We start from the raw sequence: 18,094 nt of genomic DNA on the forward strand, positions 1-18,094 counted from the left end.
GGTCGAGCGGTGGGATCCTGGGGCCGCTCAGGGAGCGAGCGGGATGGTGATGGTGTTCCAGGACATCGGTGGCAGCAGGGCGCTCAGCCGTCCGCCGTCCGTGACGGTGCCGGTCACCGGCTTCGGCGTCACGCGGTCCTGGTGCTGGAGCGTGTTGGCCGCGTGGCGGTCGGGGTCGGCCAGGGCGGTGTGCGTCACCTGGCCGGTGACCGGGTTGAAAGCCCCCAGGTCGGCGGTGAGTTCGAGCGGATTCGTGGTGTCCCGGTTGACGGCGAAGACGGTGAGCGTCCCGTCCTCCTGCTGGACGGCGGTCGCGTGCAGCAGGGGCACCTCGCCGTAGCGGGCGGTGTCGTGGACGGGGCTGTCCAGGGCGAGCCGGAGCACCCGGCCGCGGCCGTGGCGGGCCGCGTCGGCGAAGGGGTGGAAGATGGTCTGCCGCCAGGCGGGGCCGCCGGGCTCGGTCATGACGGGGGCGATGACGTTCACCAACTGGGCGAGGCAGGCCGCGGTGACGCGGTCGCAGTGGCGCAGCAGGGTGATCAGCAGGCTGCCGACCACGACGGCGTCGGTGACGGTGTAGACGTCCTCGAGCTGGCGCGGGGCCACGCTCCAGTCCGGGGAGTCGGTGTTGTTGACCGGCCGGCTCTGGTACCAGACGTTCCACTCGTCGAAGGAGAGGTTGATCCGCTTGCCGGAGCGGCGCTTGGCCCCGATGTGGTCGGCGGTGGCGACCACCCCGTCGATGAAGGCCTCCATGTCGGCGGCCGAGGCGAGGAAGCTGTCGACGTCGCCGTCGCACTCCTCGTAGTAGGCGTGGCAGGAGATGAAGTCGACGAGGTCGTACGTGTGCTCCAGGACCGTCGCCTCCCAGGCGCCGAAGGTCGGCATGGAGCGGTTGGAGCTTCCGCAGGCGACCAGTTCCAGGCCGGGGTCGACGTCGCGCATGGCCTTGGCGGTGACGGCGGCCAGGCGGCCGTACTCGTCGGCGCTCTTGTGGCCGAGCTGCCAGGGGCCGTCCATCTCGTTGCCCAGGCACCACAGCCGGATGCCGTGCGGCTTGTCCACGCCGTGCGAGCGGCGCAGCTCGGAGAAGGCCGTGCCGGCGGGGTGGTTGGTGTACTCCAGGAGGTCGAGTGCCTCCTGCAGGCCCCGGGTGCCGAGGTTGACGGCCTGCATGGGCTCGACCTCGGCCTTCGCCGCGAAGCGCATGAACTCGTTCAGCCCGAACCGGTTCGTCTCGACGGTCCGCCAGGCGCCGTCGAGCCGTCGGGGCCGCTGCTCCAGAGGGCCGACTCCGTCTTCCCAGCGGTAGCCGGAGACGAAGTTGCCGCCGGGATAGCGGACCATGGTGACGCCCAGTTCACGGATCAGGGCCAGGACGTCGGTGCGCAGCCCGTCCTCATCGGCGCTCGGGTGGTCCGGCTCGAAGACGCCGGTGTAGACGCAGCGGCCGAGGTGCTCGACGAAGGATCCGAACAGCCGCGGGTTCACCTCGCCGACGGTGAAGTTGGGGTCCAGATGTATGGACCCTGCGAGCGGCGGGTGGCTGGCGGGGTTGGGCATGTGTCACTCCGGATGGATCGGTGCGAAGAGTGGCGTCTGTACGGTTGCCGGGGTGCGCTGGTCAGCCCTTGATGCCGGTGTGCGCGACGCCTTCGACCAGGTATCGCTGAAGGAAGAGGAAGACGAGCACCAGCGGCAGGATCGACACGGTGGCGGCGAGGAACAGCTCGTGGATGTTGACGGTCTGCGCGGTGGTGAAGGTCGACAGGGCCACCTGCACGGTCCAGCTCGACTGGTCCTGGCCGATGACCAGCGGCCACAGGAAGGCGTTCCAGTTGGTGATGAAGGTGATCACCGCGATCGCCGAGAAGAAGCCACGGGAGTTGGGGACGACGATCCGCCAGTACGTGCCCCAGCTTCCGAGACCGTCGATCCGGGCGGCCTCCTCCAGTTCCTTGGGGAAGCCGAGGAAGTACTGCCGGAAGAGGAACGCGGTGAAGCCGCTGAACAGGCCGGGCACGATCAGACCTTGCAGGGAGGAGACCCAGCCCAGTGACGACACGAGGACGAAGCTGGGCACGAAGGTGACCGCGCTGGGGATCATGAGGGTGGCCAGCACCGCGTAGAAGATCTTGTTGGCGTGCCGGTACGGGACACGGGCGAGCGCGTAGCCGGCCAGGGAGCAGACCAGTAGTTGCCCGGCGGTGCCGAGCACCCCGACGACGAGGGAGTTCCACATGCTGCGCGCCATGGGAACCGCGGGGTCGTTGAACAGCTCGGGGATGTTCTCCCAGTGCAGCTCGGTCGGCAAGAACTTCCAGTTCGTCCCGGTGATGTCGGCGTCGGTGGCCAGGCTGTTGCGGATCAGCAGGTAGAACGGGACCAGGAACAGCAGGGCCGCGACGACGGCGACGGTGTAGACGGCGACGCCGCCGGCCCGTCCGCTCACTGCGCGGGGACGGCCGCGGACATCGGTGGTGGAGGAGGTGGCCATCAGCTGTCCGCCTTTCCGAAGCCGAAGATCCTGCCCTGCAGCAGCGTCACCATCGTGATGAGTGCCGACAGCACCAGCGCCCCGGCGCTGCCGTGGCCGAAGTCCTGCCCCTGCCCGAGGGCCGTGTAGTAGAGGTAGACCAACGGCGGCCGTGCGTAAGGGGTGTTGGGCAGCAGGTTGTAGAACTCGTCGAACGCCTGGTAGGCCGCGATCAGCAGGAGGAGGATCACGGCGACCGAGGTGGTGCGCAGCTGCGGCAGGGTGATGTGCCGGAAGGTCTGCCGGCCGGGCCGGGCGCCGTCCGTCCAGGCCGCTTCGTACAGTTCCTTGGGGATCTGCTGGAGGGCGGCCAGGAAGAGGATCATGTAGAAGCCGAGCTGGAGCCAGAGCCGTACGGTGACCAGCACCAGCCAGTACCAGGGCGGGGAGACGGTGCCTATCCAGGCGACGGGTTCGATCCCGAACCAGCCCAGGACGGTGTTGGCGAGACCGAAGCGCACTCCGTTGAAGATCGACAGCTTCCACACCATCGAGGCCACGACGTAGGAGCACGCGGTGGGTATGAAGAACACCGAACGGAAGAAGGCACGGGCGACGCGGATGCGGTGGACGAGCAGCGCGAGCGCCAGGGCGAGGACGAAGGTGAGAGGGACGACGATCAGCGCGAAGAGCGTGAAGGTCCACAGGCTGTCGGTGAACGGCCCTTCGGTGAGGATGTCCGCGTAGTTGTCCAGGCCGACGAACTTCGTCGGGGTGACCGTGTTCTGGGCCTGGAAGAGGCTCAGGTAGAAGCTCCAGCCGACCGGTACGTAGACGAACAGCAGGAGACCGGCCAGGAAGGGGCCCGCGAAGAGCCAGAAAGTGCGGGTGCTGCCTCGCATCCCGTGCCCGTCACGTCTCGCCTTCGCCTTCGCCGCGGGGCCGGGTGACGCGGTGGCGCCCGGACGGGCGCCACCGGTGGTGATGGTTGTCATGCCTGTCAGGGCCCCTCAGGCGATCTTCTTGAGTTCGGCCTCGACCCGGGTACGGGCCTTGGCCACCTCGGACTCGGGGTTCTTTCCGCTGACCACGGCGTTGTTCACCATGTCCTGGGAAATCGTCATCATGGCCTGGGTCCAGTACGGGTCGTCGTAGTGCCCCTTGGTCTCGAAGAGCTTCACCGCCTCGGCGGCGGTGCCGCTCTGCAGCTTGGTGGCCTTCGCCGCCAGGCTCTTGCGCGGGGGGATGTGGAAGCCGTAGGAGGTGCACCAGTCCTCCTGGAACTTCGTCTGCTCGATCCACAGCCACTTCACGAACGCCTTGGCCGCGTCGACGTCCTTGGCCTTGGCGCTCACGTAGGTGGACCAGCCGCCGTTGTAGACCACCGGGCGGCCGGCGCTGCCGATGCCGGGCAGGGGGACGATGCCGAAGTCGTCACCCAGCGCCTTCTGGATGCCGGGCATCGCCCACAGGCCGCACCACTGCATCGCCGTCAGGCCCTGCGTGAACGCCGACGGGTCCCACCAGTCGGTGGGCGCGCCGAGCAGCAGCGTCTTGCTGGTGTAGAGCTCGCGCATCTTCTTCAGGCCCTCGACGGTCGCCGGGGTGTCGAAGGCGACCTTGTGGTCGGCGGTCAGCAGTTCGCTGCCGGTGGCCCAGATCAGGGGGCTGGCCAGGATGTCGCTGCCGCCCTTCAGGCCGAGGTACAGGCCCTTGACCCCGCCCTTGTCGAGCTTGCGGGAGACGTCTATCAACTCGTCGAAGGTGGTGGGGGGCTGGACGCCCGCCTTCTCCAGCAGGCTCTTGCGGTAGTACAGGAACTGCGGGTCGTCGATCATGCGGATGCCATAGACCTTGCCGTCAACCGAGTTGGCGGCCAGATCCTTCTCCGTGAAGTCGGACTTCACGTCCGCGATGATGTCGTCCAGCGGCACGATCTGCCCGGACTTGGCCATCTGGACGTCGGGGTGGAACTCGAAGACGTCGGGGCCGTTGCTGGAGACCAGGCCGCTGGAGAGCTTGGAAGCGTAGTCACCGGGAATCCACTGCACCGACACGTCGGCCTTGGTGTACGCCTTCGCGTACCGCAGCGCCGCCTGCTGGGTGCCCGCCTCGCCGTACTGGTGGTACCACTGGCTGATCGCCGCCTTACCGCCGGCGGAGCCGCCGCCGCGACCGGTGTTCCCGCCGCACGCCGCGAGGAATCCCGCCGCCGCCACGGTGCCGGAGGCGCGCAGGAAGGATCTGCGGCCGAACGATCTGCTGGGGTTCTGCTCAGGGGACATGGGCACCTCTGCTGTGCTGTGAAGAACGGGTGTGGGACCGGGCCTTGGGGACGAGGCCGCGACGGCGGGTGATGACGCTGTGGACGGCCGCGGAGTGCGGCCGGTATGAGCGCGATGCGAAGCCCGCGGGGTAGGGGGCGCGCAATCGGAGGGGGGAATTCCTGCCGCTGACGGGGTCGCAGCGAGCGGAGCGAGACGCAGGTTATGCGCGCTACACCCCTTCGTCAACAAGCCAGAAAAAGTCTGTGCACGGCAGTTCCAACGGCGTACACCCCGTGGATACGATCAGGCGCCCCAGTCGAATCGAATCGAGCACAGGACGACGTCGTTGAAGCGGACGTACCAGGACATACGCCGGACCAACCGTTTCGCGGTGATGCGGCATCTCATCGCCTCGGCGCCCGTCGTCAGGCGTGACATCGCCGCAGCCACGGGTCTGTCGGTGGCGACCGCCTCGGACATCGTCAGCGAGTTGCACGAGCTGGGGCTTCTGGCAGAGATCGGACAGCAGGCTTCGGGGGGCGGACGCCCGAGGAATCTTCTCGCGCCCGCCCCCGAGGGCCCTCGGCTCATCGGCGTCGACATCGCCGAGACCTACGTCCACGTCGAGATTTTCGACCCCGCTCTGCGGGTTCTGGCCAGAGCCGAGTACGAACTGCACCCGCACGCCAACCCGCCGGGCTACGTCGTGGACCGAATCGTCCGCGGAGTCGACGACGCGATCGCGCAGGCCCGGGTGGAGCACGGCAGACTTCTCGGGGTCGGCGTCAGCATTCCCGGCCAGGTACGACCGGACGGCACAGCCTCCGTCTTCGCCCCGAACTGGAACTGGAACGACGTACCGCTGCGGGCCATGCTCACCGACCGAATTCCTGATGTGCCGGTCCTCCTCGACAACCCGCTGCGTGCGAGCACCGTCGCCGAACTGTGGTTCGGTGCCGCCCGCGGCCGCGACAACGTCGCCGTCCTCACCCTGGGAACCGGCGTCGGCGCAGGCCTGGCCGTCCAGGGGGCGCTCTACCGCGGGGCCACGAACACGGCCGGCGAATGGGGCCACACCAACCTGGTCATCGACGGCCGCAAGTGCCGCCGCGGATGCGTCGGATGCGTGGAGACTTACGTGGGCGCACCCGGCATCATGCAGCACCTCGCGGAAACCGACCCGGACAGCCCGCTCCTGCACCCCGACAACCAGACGGCGACCATCCACGCCCTGGCCACCGCCCACGCGGCCGGCGACCCCGCCGCACAGCAGGTGATCGCCACGACCGGCCGCTACCTCGGCATCGCCATCGCCAACCTGATCAACCTGTGCAACCCGCAGATCATCGTGCTCACCGGCTGGGTCGCCGACACGCTGGGAAGCGCCGTCCTGCCGCACGTACGCGCCACAGCCGCCCGCTACGCACTCGCCGAGCCCTGGGAAGGCACCGAGATCAGCCTCTGCCCCATCGACCGCAACCCGGTCAGCCTCGGCGCGGCGACTCTCGTCCTGGAAGGATTCCTGTCCTGACACTCCTGCTGTGAGCGGCTCCAGCGTGAGGACTGAACTCCCGGGCATGCCCAACTACGCCTGCGATCAGAAACGTTAGGCAGGGCGGTAGTGACCGGCTCCACCTACGCCGAGCTGGTGCTCAACGGGTGGGTGGAACTGCTCACCCGCGAACCCGAGCGGGCCCGTGAACTTCTACACGACCGTCTTCGGCTGCAGCGTCAACGCTCGGCAGAACACGCAGTGGGGCGTCGGGGACGAGGACTTCGGCGCCAATGGTGACGATGGACGACAAGTTCCCGCACGAGGTGCCGGCGTTCTGGCTGCCGTACTTCGCCGAGGCGGCCCGGTCGGGCGGCACCATGCTCATGGAGCCCACGTCCGTACCCGACGGCCCGCGCATCCGCGGTACTGAGGGGCCCGCGGGGCGCGGTGTTCGGCGTGTACCGGACCGGCGACGAGGGCTGAGGCGACGGCGGTCGACGGCTTGCGCGGCTCGCGCGCAGAGACAGTTCGCCGACGCCCTCCTCGGCGTCCGCCGCCCCGCCGCCGCAGGGTACTCGACCTGCTGTGATCCGCCCTCACGCCAGCGGAGTCACCGTCACCTGGTCGATGACCGGGGCGTGCGCGGAACGCTGCCCGTGCGGGTTCCTGGTGACGCCGTCGAAGTCGGTGAGTTCGTCAGCGGTGAAGGTGACGGTGTTGGTGCCCCGCTTCAGGGAGACGGGAACGGAGAGGTCCCAGAAGTTGTTGAAGTGGAAGGTGGTGGGAAACAGGACCCGGCGCGGGGCGTGTCCGTCGACGGCGATGTCCACGTGTCGGCAGATCGGGTCCGGGTTGTAATGCGTGGCGGGCGCCTGCTCCCCGTTGGAGTAGCGGATCGTCAGCGCGTGCCGTCCGTCGCGCTCGGCCGTCACCGTCAGGGTGAGCGCGTTGTCCGGCCCGCCGCCGATGCCGTCCACCGCCTTGCCCCCGGTGGCGTACGGGTGGGCGCCGGTGATCCGCGCGGTACCGGTCAGGACGCCGGCCTCGGCCGGGTACGCGGTGACCGGCAGCAGCGCGCGGGACGGGCCGACGCGCAGCCGGTCCACGACGAGCCGGTCCGACCTCCCGGTGATGGTCACCTTGTTGACGCCTCCGGACAGGAACAGCGGGACGGGGCCGCGGGCGACGCCCCCGACGTCCTCGCCGTTGACCGTCAGCAGGCCCTCCCCGGGGCCGAGCAGGTCGACGGTCACGGTCGCCTCGCCGTCGCGGTCCGTGTGCACCCAGAAGGTGACGGTGCCGCCCTTCTGCAGTACGACGGCGCCGGGCCCCGAGACGCCGCGGTAGGTGTAGTCGACGCGGGCTTCGCCGCCGAGGCAGGCGTATTCGGCCTCGTACAGGGCGGGTGCGGTGACGTGGTCGTCGCGCAGAGCCAGGTCGAGCTTGTCGATCACCGCGTCGCCCTTGGTGGCGCCGAGGTCGCGGTCCTGCGCGGACAGAGTGATCCGGTGCCGGCCGGCGCTCAGCTCCACGCGGGTGTCGATGTGGCCCCACACCGCCCACTTGTAGCCGAGGGGCAGCAGCAGCTCGCGCGGGTCCTCGCCGTCGACGCGCAGGAAGACGTTGGCGGGGCCCTGGTCGCGCACCAGGTCGGCCTGGTTGTGGGAGTTGGCCTGGACAATGACGTCGTACGTCCCGTCCTGCGGCACCTCGACGTCGAAGGCGAGGACACCGTCGGAGCCGGTGCGCAGGCCCCCCACGTGGTAGCCGCCGGAGGTCGCGAACCGGTCGACGGCGGACGGGGATCCCTCCGGCCCGTTCTTCGAGTAGCCGCTGCCCGTGTACGTCGCGTCCTCGGCCTCGTACGTCCGCCGCCAGCCGACCGAGGGCTGCGCGAGCGGGGCTCCGTTGCCGCCCGGTGAGAGGATCACGTGGTAGGCGGACATCTCTTCGAGGCCGGTCAGGTGAACGGTCGCCCTGCCGTCCAGGACGGCAAGTTCCTCGTCCCTGAGCCTCGGCGGCTGTGCGCAGGCGCCGAGCTGGCCTGTCCAGGGGATCTCCTCCAGCCGGACGTGGACGACCGTGCCGAGGACATTCGGGTCGACGCCCTCGAAGACGACGTCCACGGCCCCACTCGTCCCACCGAGCAGCGCCCGGGCTTGCCGCTTGTCCCGGTCGAGCGTGGCGAGTCCCTGCAGTGCGTACTGCGTGTCGGGATGGGGCGCGGTGACCCGGACGGTGTTCCCCGTCATCCGGCCGTAGGTGTTGAACAGCCACCACTGGCCGTTGCCCTTGTTCGCCTCCACCACCGAGTCGTTGAGATTGCCGGCGATGTTCCAGTACGCCATGTCGGCGTCGACCTTGGACTCCTCGATCGCGGCGATCCACTGGACCATCTGGCCGGGCACCGAGAGGTGGTAGTTGTGCGCGTACTCGTTGATGTTGACGGGCAGCGGGCCGATGCCCAGCTCCCGCTCCATGGCCCGGTAGCGGGCGACGCTCGTACGCACCTCGGCGGGCGAGGACAGTTCGTGCCAGGTGATCACGTCGGGCAGGACGTCGTGAGTCTTGGCGAACTCCAGGAAGTCCCTGACCTCGGGGTGGAGGACGCCGGTGTTGGGACCGGCGATCCGTGCCCCTGGGTGCAGGTCCCTGATGAGGCGGCACGTGTGCTCCCAGGCCGCGAAGTAGTGCCGCGGGTCGTCGCGCCAGGAGACCCGGTCGTAGCTCCACTCCCCCGTGCCGAACATGTTGAGCTCGGGTTCGTTGAAAGGCACGTACACGACGTGCGACTTGTGCGCGTCGAGCGCCAGTACCTGTTCGACCTGTCTGCGGATCCTCGCGGTGAAGTCGGCGAGCCGTTCCTCGCCCGTTACGCCGGGCCACTCGTAGGGGAAGCCGCGGTAGATGTCCGTCATGTAGACGTAGACGTCCTTGCCACCGGACTCCACGAAGGCGGGCAGGACCTCCAGGGCATCGGCGCCGGGGTGCTGGACGCCGTCCTGGGCCTTGGTCGCGAGCGTGCGGACGTACATGCCCTCGACGAGGACGCGGCTGGGCACACCGTCGCCGTACAGGCCGAAGAGCGATCCGCTCGCGCCGCCGTGGAAGGGGCCTGTTTCGGTGCCGAGGTCGATGGTGAGGGTCTCGGGGGCGTCGGCTGTCACTGCATCCAGCTTTCGTTCGAAATTTCGCATACCAGTCGATAAGTCGAACCGGTTGGCTCGAAAGTAAGAGGACGTGTCGACCACGTCAACGGTCGGCAGGCCTCCGAAACTTCCGAAACTCCGGCCGGACAAGCCACGCACCACCCCAGGTCACCCGCTGCGCTCCGTCGAATGCTCCCGTGTACATCCTCGCGCTCGCGTCCGCGCCACGTGGTCCTTACACAACGCCTTCTTCGAAGGACGAGGTCGCCACCGTCTTCACCGACGACGAACTCGTCCGCCTCGTCACCGACTTCAGCCAGGCCGGCCTCCTCGACCCGACCGACGGCGAACGGCTGCGCGACGCCCTGGGACTCGGCACCCGCCCGGTCGGCGGGCCCCGGCGGCAGGATCATGGGCTACCTGCACATCAAGGACGCCATCGGCGTTGCCGAGCGGCACATGCCCTTCCCTCCGCACCGCCCTGCACCCCGTCACCCGCGTACAGATCGCCCCCCGACGACGACCTCACCGCGTTGCGGGCAGACGACACCCACCTCGCCGCCGTCACCGGCGACAAAGGCACCATGATCGGCTTCGTCACCATGGAAGACGTCCTGTCCGAACTCTTCGGCCCCGCCGTCTGACGGTTCGGTTCACTCTCAGCGGGCTCCCGCTCTAAGCGGGAGCCCATTTTGCCTTGCACCGTCCAGCCTCTGGCCTGCTACGGGAGCGGCCGACTCAGTGGCCGCGCGGGGTGTACATGATGACCGCCATGCCGGCGAGGCAGACAGATCAGCGTTGCAGCAAGCAGGTACCACCAGCAGGCGAAGAACCTTCTTTGTTTTTACAGCCCTCAGAAACTTGGCTTCTTCTAGAGCCTGAAGTCGGGTTGCCTGGAGGCATCGTTGCGCTCCAGGCAACCCGACACGGTAGGTACCCACCGTAATCAATTGGGGTCTTCGAGTTACTTTCTGACATCCAAGGGAGTTACCGCCGGACCAGTCGCGGACCAACAGCGCCGAAGGACACCACTCCACGAGCCGTCCGCTCACGAGCGCAGCGACCCGCCGATACTCGGCATCGGCGCCCGAACAGCCAGCAGTTCTGGGAGAGCTCTTCGACCTCCTGGTCGCCCTGAACGGACACGTGATCAACGTCGACGGTGGCATAGGCGTACGCGGATTCACCAGTGCCGCCGGCGGCGACCACCTCTGACGCCTGTTCTCCCGCGCTCATTTCCGACGCTCAACGAGGAGCCGCTCGTGACCCCGCCATCAGCCACGACACCGCACCCACGCAACTCGGGCCTGAACGTGGACCTCAACCCGGCCGCCGCCGTCGCGCACAACGCCCGCTATCAGGGCGGCTCCATCGCCATCCGCTACCCGGGCGGCGACCTCACCTACGTCCAGCTCGACGACAAGGCCGCTCGCCTGGCCACCGTCCTCGCAGACGGCGGCATCGGCGACGGAGACCGGGTCGCTCACCTCGGCCTCAACAGCAGCTCCATTCTCGTCACGCTGCTCGCCGCGCACCGGCTGGGGGCCGTCTTCGTCCCGGTCAACTTCCGGCTCGCCGAGGCAGAGTTGGAGGCGGTGCTCGTCGGCAGCGGCGCCACAGCCCTCGTCTGCGAGGAGGGACACCGGGAAGGCGTCGACAAAGTACGCGACAGGACCGCCCTCGCGCGTTTCCTCCTGGTGGACGACGACTGCGAGGTGCCGACCGCGGGCGCATCGGGCTGGGAGCCATGGGCACCCCGCATCGCAGCCGCTGCTCCCACGGCTTTCCTCGCCGTCAAGGGTGCCGACGACCCGGCGATCCTGATGTTCACCTCCGGCACCACCGGCACGCCCAAGGGTGTCGTCCTCACCCATGGAAACCTCTGGTGGAACTCCGTGAATGTCGAGCTCCGTCTCGACACACGTCGTGGCGACGTCACCTATGCCGCCGCTCCGCTGTTCCACATCGGCGCCCTGAACAGCTTCGTGCTCCGCACGCTGGTGCGTGGGGACACGGTGGTGATCAGACGCGGGTTCGACCCGCAGACGTGTCTCGAAGACCTGGTCACCCACCGGGTCAACTCCACGTTCGGCGTCGCCCAGATGTTCGCCGCCCTGGCGAGACAACCCGGCCTGTTCGACGAGGACCTGAGCCACCTGCGGTCGATCGTGGTCGCGGGCGCGCCGGTGCCGCCCTCGCTCATCGAGCTCTACGCCAAGCACGGCGTGCTGCTCCAGCAGGCCTGGGGCCTGACCGAGACGGCACCCTTCGCCACGCATCTGCCCATCGAACGCACCCTGGACAAGATCGGTTCCGCGGGCATCCCCATGCCGTTCACCGAAGTCCGGGTTGTCGACGCGGCCACCAGCACGCCCCTCCGGCCCGGGGAGCCGGGAGAGATCGTCGTCCGCGGCCCCAACGTCACCGCCGGCTACTGGAACACCCCGGAGGCGAACCGCGCGGCCTTCGACGAGGAGGGCTGGTTCCACTCGGGCGACATCGGCTACCTCGACGAGGACGGTTACCTGTACATCGTCGACCGGCTCAAGGACATGATCATCAGCGGAGGTGAGAACGTCTACCCGGCGGAGGTCGAGCGGGTGCTGGCCTCCATGCCGGGTGTGGTCGATGTCGCCGTCGTGGGGATTCCCGACGAACAGTGGGGCGAGACCGTACAAGCCGTCGTGAGCGTGGACGACAGGGCGGCGATCACCCTGGAGGCCGTACACGAGTACGCGGCCGGACAGCTCGCCCGCTACAAGCTGCCCCGACGCCTGAAGATCGTGCCGGCTTTCCCCAGGAACGCCTCGGGAAAGCTGGACAAGGCCGGCGTCCGGCGGCTGGCCGACGAGGGGAACTGACGATGCTCACCGTGCCGGCCCTGCCCGCGCTCGACATCCCCGGCCCCTGGCAGACCACCGTGGAGTCGTGGACTCGCTTCACGGGCAGTCTGCGCCTGCGCGGCCCGAGCGGCGAGGCCGTCGTCGCAGTGGAACGCTGCGCGGCCGGCCGGCTCCGCGACACCTATCCGGTCGGTGCCCGGGACGTGGAACTGCTGATCCACACCGGCCTGCGGGCCGAGAACCTGCCGGAAATCCTCCGGCCGCTGGTACGTGCCGTCCGGGCAGCGGATCCCGGCTGCCGCCGGGTGGTCTATGCCGTCACGGAGGGCGCCCGGGCCGGCGTCGAGGCCGCGGAGGCGACCGGCTTCCGGTACGCCGTCGACGTCGATCTCCAGGACGAGCAGCTGAGCCTGCTGGTGGCCGAACCCGACTGGGTCACCGCCACGGACATGGACCTGGATCACGTACCGGGAACCTGACGAGCCGGGGCTTGGCTCGGCATCGGCAGATACCGCGGTTGAGCGGCTGTTCCCGGTGCGGACGGGTCGCCTCGTCGCCCGGTCCTCCTCAGCCCTGGACGGTGGCAGGGCTCTGCATCCGGGCGAAGGCGCGGGGGAAAAGTTCGGCGCCGTGGCGTCCCAGCCCGGCGCGATCGGCCGGTGAGAGGAGAGGGCTGGTGCGCAACAGGCGGACGTTGTGCTGCAGCACCTCCTCGCCGGCACAGGGCGCGCCGAAGTCGGACCCGTAGAGGACGTGGTCGGGAGAGGTCACGGCCAGCAGTGCGGACAGGCTCGGCAGGGAACCGGACATGGCGGTGTCGTACCAGAACCGTGAGGCGGCCTGCTCGATCTGCGCGGCGGTGACCTGCTGGGTATTGCCCACCCAGTCCTCGCCGGCGAGCATGCCCACTCGCCCGGACAGGGCCGGGAAGCACCCTCCCGCGTGGGGAAGCACGACCTGCACGTCCGGCGCGGCCTCAAGAGTGCGGTGCCACAGCATGTCGACCACAACCCGCGCGGTGTCGAAGCCGACCTCGAACAAAGGGGTGGGCAGGTCCAGGACCGGCCTGCTGAAGGGGGGGTGTACGAGCACGGTCGCACCGCGTCAAGGCAGCACTCCAGCGGCTTGGCCTGCCGGCCGTGACACATCGGCACCAGCGCCTGCCCTGGCCTCAAGTCCGGGCACTACCCGGTCAGTCCGCCCCCCTCTCATCGGTCGGCACCTGCCCACGAATGGCGTGGCCCCGTGCCAGGGCATCTCGAAAGGCAACCGAGTTCAGCGCTCGGCGGTGGTGTGGTCCCATTCCGGATGGAATTCGATGCCGAACTCCTCACCCCCCACCCGGTAGTCCTCCATGACAGGAGCGATCGGCTCCGTGGGAAGCTCAGGCGAATCGGTCGGCACACCCAAGGCATGCACGTAGCGTTCGAACCCGCCGGTATTGATTCCGGCCATCCGCGCCGTACTGGACTGGATCTGGAAGGTGTGCATGGTTCCGGCCGGGATGAAGAGGAAGTCGTTCCGCTCCAGTGTCGTCGCCATCCTGAGACCTTGCAGGTCATCTGCCCACACCCGAACGGCGCCGTCCAGGACCCAGATGGTGTGGTGGACCCCCGGGTGCAGATGGGCCGGGATCACATCACCGCGAGGACCTTCGATGAGCTGGAGCCCGAACTGGCCACCGGTCTCATCGCCACTGACCAGCACCGTGGCCACCTGGTCCACGAGGACCGAGTGCTCTCCTTCGCCGGATCGGAGCACATACGGCTGAGGACGGCCCGGCAGACCGTTCCATCCCTTGTGCGTGCGGTTGTCCTTGGTCATTGCATACTCCCTTTGTGCTCCACTGTTCGCCCCCGTCGTCCACAGGTGCGGGCGCCACGAGGTATCGCTACGGCGCGGTCAGTCCGCGACCACGCCTCCCGCGTTACCCGGACCCATCAGGTCGACTTCCTGGGCTCGGGCCACGGCGGCAACTGCTGTCCGGCGCGCTCGACTCCCCTGGTGCGCACAGATTCGGGAAGCCCGCTCGGTACCTTTCGTCACCGAGCCCCAGCCGGTCTCCAATCAAGCTCTTGATGGAAATGGCCTGTTCGGGGGCAGGCCCGGGCAGCGTTCGACGAGGCCGACGAGCGCATGGAGCACCTCGGGGTCGTAGACGCAGGTGTCTAAGTACAGGTCGCGCGCGGCCTCCCACGCCGGCCCTGGCGACGGGTGGCCGACGTAGATGCCCCCGGAAGATGGCGGGCATGGTGACCACGCGATGGCCCAGTTCGTCGGCGGTCCGCAGGAGGAACACGGCGGAGCCGGGGGCTCGGATCAGAGCCGGAACAGGGTTTCGGCGTTGCGGTGCATGATCTTGTGTCGTTCGCTCTCGTCGAGGGGCAGATTGTCGAGGAACTCGCGGGTGCCGTCGAGGGTGAGGTAGGGGTAGTCGACCGACCAGATGACCCGGTCGAGGCCGATGGTGTCGCGGATGAATCGGACGTGGGGGGCGTCGAAGAGCCCGCTCGGGGTCACCCAGACATGAGCGCGGTAGGTGTCGGTGATGGTCTTCGACAGGCCGGTGACGCTGGTGGGCAGGATGTCGTCGAGACGGTGCAGGGAGTACGGCACCATTTCGCCCCAGTGGCCGCTGATGACCTGCAGGGCGGGGAATCGCTCGAAGACGCCGGACAGGATCAGGCGCAGCACGTGGATCCCGGCCTCGTGATGCCATCCCCAGCCGCCGAGGGAGAATCCGGCGGTCACCTCGTCGGGCAGCCCCGCGTAGTAGGCCTGTTGGACTTCGGGGAGGGGATGGAACGGGTGAAGATACAGCGGCACCTGCAGGGCGGCGAGTCTGCCCAGCACCGGTTCGTAGCGGGGATCGTCGAGGAACCGGTCGCCGGGGCGCCCGGCGAGCAGAGCTCCGCGCAGGCCGAGTTCGCCGACGGCGCGGTCGAGTTCGTCAGCGGCAGCCTGTGGGGCCTGCCAGGGCAGCACGGCGAAACCTTGCAGGCGTTGCGGATCAGCAGCGATCGCCTGGGCGAGCCGGTCGTTGGCGGCTCGGGTCAATGCGACGGCCTGCTCATCGGGGGCGAGTTGGGCCGGGCTGGTGTAGGACACGATCTGCAGGTCGATGCCGTACTCGTCCATGGCGCGGATCCGGTCGGCGCCGAGATCGGTGCCCAGCCGCATGGCCTCGCTCATCTCGACCACACTGGGCCGGTGCCGGTCACGGGGATGACTGGTGGCTTTGGGGGAGCTCAGCCACCGCATGTACGGGGCTTCGCGGTGCAGAGTGGGCTGCGCCGCCCGCATGATGGCCGGGTCGACAGCGTGTTCTTCGATGCAGACCAGTCGCATCGCAAGCTCTTTCTTCGCGCCATGTGGAGAGGAACTGGAGTGGTTGGACGGGCGCAGACTCGTACTCCGCCAAAGGCCGGCTTGACGATTTCCTTGCACCGCTGCAGGAATGTGCTGGTTGCGCTGCCATGAGGCTCGTACGGCACCGTGTCATCGAGCCCGGCGTATCTTCGTCGGCCTCATCACTAGCTTGCGCCGAGCTGCCAGCGTGGACGGGCCGGTATCGGTGGCGTCGGCATTGCGGGCCTGCACTGGTAGGTGCTTGGAGGTCACGGTGTGACCGGCGCCTCGGAGACGGTCCGGGCCGGGCCGTCTCCGGGGCCGCCCGGAGCGTGAGGTTCCGCTGCCCACCCTGCCCCGAGGGCGGCGTGGGCAGCCTCGTTCACAGGTGCAGGATTCGTTCGGCGTTTCCGTGAGCGATGCGTTCGATGTCGGCAGGGGCGTAGGGCGCGGTGCGCAGGAACTCGACCGCCTCCACGGTGGACTCGAAGGGGTAGTCGACGGCGAACAGGACCCTGTCGATACCGACGGCGTGGGTGGCGCCCAGGAGGGCTGCGTGGGAGCAGACGCCGCTGGTGGTCACGTACAGGTTGTTGCGGACGTAGTGGGACGGCAGGTGCCGCATCTTGTTGACGGAGTTCACCACTTTGAAGCGACTGTCGAGGCGGGCCAGCTGGAACGGCAGCAGTTCCCCCATGTGCCCGAGCGTCACCGATGCCCCCGGGAAGTCGTCGAACACCCCGCCGTGGATCAGCCGGAGGGCGTGGCCACCCACACGCGCCGTCCACCCCCAGGCCATCATGTTGAGCTCGGGGTATCCCGCGAAGACCTGCCAGTCGTCCGCGGGGACGGCTGCGGGATGGATGTAGAGCGTCACCCCGAGACGTTCCAGCTCCGCCCACAGTGGCCGGAACTGCGGTTCGTCGAGGTAGTGGCCACGGACATGGTCGTTGTGCAGCACTCCCTTGAGCCCCAGCTCCTCCACCGCCCGGCGCAGCTCGATGACGGCGGCGGCGGGGTCCTGCAGCGGCAGTGCCGCGAAGCCGGCGAATCGTGTCGGGTGAGCGGCGATCACGCCGGCCAGATAGTCGTTGACCCGCCGCGCGGCGGCGACGGCCTCGGCCGGATCGTCGATGACTTCCACGCCGGGCGTGGTGAGCGACAGGACCTGCATGTCCACGCCGCCCGCATCCATCTCCGCCAGCCGCTGGTCCGTGAGATCAGCCAGCCGCGACCCCACCTCCTTGAGCCACTGGCCTCCCAGGTCGTCGCCCGAGCCTCCCATGGACCACGGGATCACGTCGGGCGCCGAGAACGCCTCCTCGACAGCGATGACACGCATAACTTCCTCCCGAATGCTAGGTAACCTAATAATAGGCTACCTAATAAAATGCGCAAGAGGTCGCCCGGCGCCGTTCCTGCCGGCCACTACGATCGGCCTGTCGCGTCCGGCGCATTGCTCCACACCAGAAAGCGGATCCTCATGCCTGCCTCCCCACCGGAACCCGAGCCGCTAGCCCGGCTGTTGTGGCGCGCGCACAACTGGTTCCGGGCCGCCCTGATCGCTGCTCTGGAGAAGCAGGACGGCCCGGCCGGGATCAGCGCGGCTCATCTGACACTGCTCAGCCAGCTCCCGTCTGAGGGCGCGAGCATCGCCGAGCTGGCCCGCCGACTGGGCGTCAGCTCCCCGACGGCACATCAGTGGGTCCACGAGCTGGCCGTCCTCGACGTCGTGACCGTCGAACCCCACCCCTCCTCCGCCCGGTCCAGACTCGTCCGCCTCACCGAGTCAGGTCACCGGCGCAGGGCAGAGACGATGCAGCTCCTGGCCGGACTGGAATCCGCCCTCGCTGATCGCATCGGTGCCACCGCCGTGACCGCCCTGCGCACCGCGCTCGAGGCCCCCTGGGGATCCCCTGAGCCCGCGACCGACGACAACTCTGAGCCCACGGCCCGCCGCCGGCGGCAAAAGGACGATCGCCAGTGACCCCTTGAGGACGACCCCGCCCCCACGGGAAGACCGGCGCCGATCTCCCCGGAGCACTGCGACAACAGTCCAGGCAGGCCTGATTCTCAGATCGCCATCAGGATCCGTTGCCCCCGTGGACACACCGCGCACAGCGCCGGGCCTCCTCGGCCCCGGACCAGCAGGGCCACGGCCGTGGCGAGCCCTCCGCCCGCGCTGTCCCCGGCGACGCCCAGCGGGCCGCGTCGATGCCCAGCTCCTCGGGCGCGAGCCGGTAGTCCACCGAGACCACCACAGCGCCGACCTGGTCGGCGATGCGCAGCAGGTCGGAGTGACAGAAGTCCAAACTGCCCACCACATAGCCGCCGCCGTGCAGGTACACAAGGCCGGGCAGGCCGGTGTCCGCCACCTCGACGCCGACCGGGGTGTAGATCCGGACGGGGACCTGCGGTGCACCCTCAGGCCCCGGGACGAGAGTGTCGCGGACGCCGACCGGCCGGGCCGGCTCGTACACGGACAGGTGCGCCCTCATCTCCTTCTCGGCCGCACA

14 protein-coding genes and 3 pseudogenes are annotated in these 18,094 nt (G+C 68.7%); 6 read left to right on the top strand and 11 right to left on the bottom strand.

From position 1 onward, the window contains the following. Positions 1-27: 27 nt before the first annotated feature. The 4 genes from PV963_RS03765 to PV963_RS03780 form a co-directional block, all read right to left on the bottom strand. Positions 28-1,563, bottom strand: a complete 1,536-nt coding sequence (locus PV963_RS03765) for an alpha-N-arabinofuranosidase (RefSeq protein ID WP_274814117.1) — start codon at positions 1,561-1,563, stop codon at positions 28-30. Positions 1,564-1,624: 61 nt separating this feature from the next. After that, the gene (locus tag PV963_RS03770; protein ID WP_274814118.1) at positions 1,625-2,497 is read right to left on the bottom strand and encodes a carbohydrate ABC transporter permease; all 873 of its coding nucleotides are present in this window, start codon (positions 2,495-2,497) and stop codon (positions 1,625-1,627) included. Further along, positions 2,497-3,471: a carbohydrate ABC transporter permease gene (locus PV963_RS03775; protein WP_274814119.1), complete on the bottom strand. Its 975-nt coding sequence runs from the start codon at positions 3,469-3,471 to the stop codon at positions 2,497-2,499. The genes PV963_RS03770 and PV963_RS03775 overlap by 1 nt, the downstream gene beginning before the upstream one ends. A gap of 15 nt (positions 3,472-3,486) precedes the next feature. Next, positions 3,487-4,761 carry an ABC transporter substrate-binding protein gene (locus tag PV963_RS03780; RefSeq protein ID WP_274814120.1) on the bottom strand — a complete coding sequence of 425 codons (1,275 nt, stop codon included), beginning with the start codon at positions 4,759-4,761 and terminating at the stop codon, positions 3,487-3,489. A gap of 328 nt (positions 4,762-5,089) precedes the next feature. Between PV963_RS03780 and PV963_RS03785 the strand changes: the two genes are divergently transcribed. After that, complete coding sequence (locus PV963_RS03785; RefSeq protein WP_274814121.1) at positions 5,090-6,274, top strand: ROK family transcriptional regulator; 1,185 nt, start codon at positions 5,090-5,092, stop codon at positions 6,272-6,274. Positions 6,275-6,400: 126 nt separating this feature from the next. Then, positions 6,401-6,721: pseudogene (locus PV963_RS03790) on the top strand (VOC family protein); the annotation flags it as partial. Positions 6,722-6,834: 113 nt separating this feature from the next. Here PV963_RS03790 and PV963_RS03795 read toward each other — a convergent pair. Then, the gene (locus tag PV963_RS03795) at positions 6,835-9,435 is read right to left on the bottom strand and encodes a cellulosome protein (protein ID WP_274814122.1); all 2,601 of its coding nucleotides are present in this window, start codon (positions 9,433-9,435) and stop codon (positions 6,835-6,837) included. A 206-nt stretch (positions 9,436-9,641) separates the two neighbouring features. Here PV963_RS03795 and PV963_RS03800 point away from each other — a divergent pair. The 3 genes and pseudogenes from PV963_RS03800 to PV963_RS03810 form a co-directional block, all read left to right on the top strand. After that, positions 9,642-10,031 (top strand): annotated as a pseudogene (locus PV963_RS03800) (hypothetical protein); the annotation flags it as partial. Between the two features lie 618 nt (positions 10,032-10,649). After that, positions 10,650-12,248, top strand: coding sequence for an acyl-CoA synthetase (locus PV963_RS03805; protein WP_274814123.1), 1,599 nt, complete (start codon positions 10,650-10,652; stop codon positions 12,246-12,248). A gap of 2 nt (positions 12,249-12,250) precedes the next feature. Beyond that, positions 12,251-12,709, top strand: a complete 459-nt coding sequence (locus PV963_RS03810) for a hypothetical protein (RefSeq protein WP_274814124.1) — start codon at positions 12,251-12,253, stop codon at positions 12,707-12,709. Positions 12,710-12,797: 88 nt separating this feature from the next. Here PV963_RS03810 and PV963_RS03815 read toward each other — a convergent pair whose 3' ends face one another. The 4 genes from PV963_RS03815 to PV963_RS03830 form a co-directional block, all read right to left on the bottom strand. After that, on the bottom strand, positions 12,798-13,322 hold the full coding sequence (locus tag PV963_RS03815; protein WP_274814125.1) for an amidohydrolase family protein: 525 nt from the start codon (positions 13,320-13,322) through the stop codon (positions 12,798-12,800). A 183-nt stretch (positions 13,323-13,505) separates the two neighbouring features. Beyond that, entirely contained in the window at positions 13,506-14,054 is a 549-nt protein-coding gene (locus PV963_RS03820) for a quercetin 2,3-dioxygenase (RefSeq protein ID WP_274814126.1), read from the bottom strand. Positions 14,055-14,549: 495 nt separating this feature from the next. Beyond that, on the bottom strand, positions 14,550-15,578 hold the full coding sequence (locus PV963_RS03825) for an amidohydrolase family protein (protein ID WP_274814127.1): 1,029 nt from the start codon (positions 15,576-15,578) through the stop codon (positions 14,550-14,552). A 382-nt stretch (positions 15,579-15,960) separates the two neighbouring features. Then, positions 15,961-16,920, bottom strand: coding sequence for an amidohydrolase family protein (locus PV963_RS03830; protein ID WP_274814128.1), 960 nt, complete (start codon positions 16,918-16,920; stop codon positions 15,961-15,963). A 141-nt stretch (positions 16,921-17,061) separates the two neighbouring features. On the opposite strand from PV963_RS03830, the gene PV963_RS03835 reads away from it, so the two are divergent. Next, entirely contained in the window at positions 17,062-17,565 is a 504-nt protein-coding gene (locus tag PV963_RS03835; RefSeq protein ID WP_274814129.1) for a MarR family winged helix-turn-helix transcriptional regulator, read from the top strand. An 86-nt stretch (positions 17,566-17,651) separates the two neighbouring features. Here PV963_RS03835 and PV963_RS43560 read toward each other — a convergent pair whose 3' ends face one another. After that, positions 17,652-17,882, bottom strand: coding sequence for an alpha/beta hydrolase fold domain-containing protein (locus tag PV963_RS43560; RefSeq protein ID WP_342456431.1), 231 nt, complete (start codon positions 17,880-17,882; stop codon positions 17,652-17,654). Beyond that, positions 17,813-18,076, bottom strand: a pseudogene (locus tag PV963_RS03845) (alpha/beta hydrolase fold domain-containing protein); the annotation flags it as partial. The gene PV963_RS43560 and the pseudogene PV963_RS03845, both read right to left, overlap by 70 nt. Positions 18,077-18,094: the final 18 nt, after the last annotated feature.

It is taken from the genome of Streptomyces coeruleorubidus (assembly GCF_028885415.1).
Taxonomy (GTDB): Bacteria; Actinomycetota; Actinomycetes; order Streptomycetales; family Streptomycetaceae; genus Streptomyces; species Streptomyces coeruleorubidus_A.

What these genes read in the sequence shown, in the direction of transcription:
- PV963_RS03765 (WP_274814117.1), bottom strand. Translation starts at nt 1,563, where the DNA reads ATGCCCAACCCCGCCAGCCACCCGCCGCTCGCAGGGTCCATACATCTG.
- PV963_RS03770 (WP_274814118.1), bottom strand. Translation starts at nt 2,497, where the DNA reads ATGGCCACCTCCTCCACCACCGATGTCCGCGGCCGTCCCCGCGCAGTG.
- PV963_RS03835 (WP_274814129.1), top strand. Translation starts at nt 17,062, where the DNA reads ATGCCTGCCTCCCCACCGGAACCCGAGCCGCTAGCCCGGCTGTTGTGG.
- PV963_RS03825 (WP_274814127.1), bottom strand. Translation starts at nt 15,578, where the DNA reads ATGCGACTGGTCTGCATCGAAGAACACGCTGTCGACCCGGCCATCATG.
- PV963_RS03830 (WP_274814128.1), bottom strand. Translation starts at nt 16,920, where the DNA reads ATGCGTGTCATCGCTGTCGAGGAGGCGTTCTCGGCGCCCGACGTGATC.
- PV963_RS03820 (WP_274814126.1), bottom strand. Translation starts at nt 14,054, where the DNA reads ATGACCAAGGACAACCGCACGCACAAGGGATGGAACGGTCTGCCGGGC.
- PV963_RS03795 (WP_274814122.1), bottom strand. Translation starts at nt 9,435, where the DNA reads ATGCGAAATTTCGAACGAAAGCTGGATGCAGTGACAGCCGACGCCCCC.
- PV963_RS03775 (WP_274814119.1), bottom strand. Translation starts at nt 3,471, where the DNA reads ATGACAACCATCACCACCGGTGGCGCCCGTCCGGGCGCCACCGCGTCA.
- PV963_RS03810 (WP_274814124.1), top strand. Translation starts at nt 12,251, where the DNA reads ATGCTCACCGTGCCGGCCCTGCCCGCGCTCGACATCCCCGGCCCCTGG.
- PV963_RS03780 (WP_274814120.1), bottom strand. Translation starts at nt 4,761, where the DNA reads ATGTCCCCTGAGCAGAACCCCAGCAGATCGTTCGGCCGCAGATCCTTC.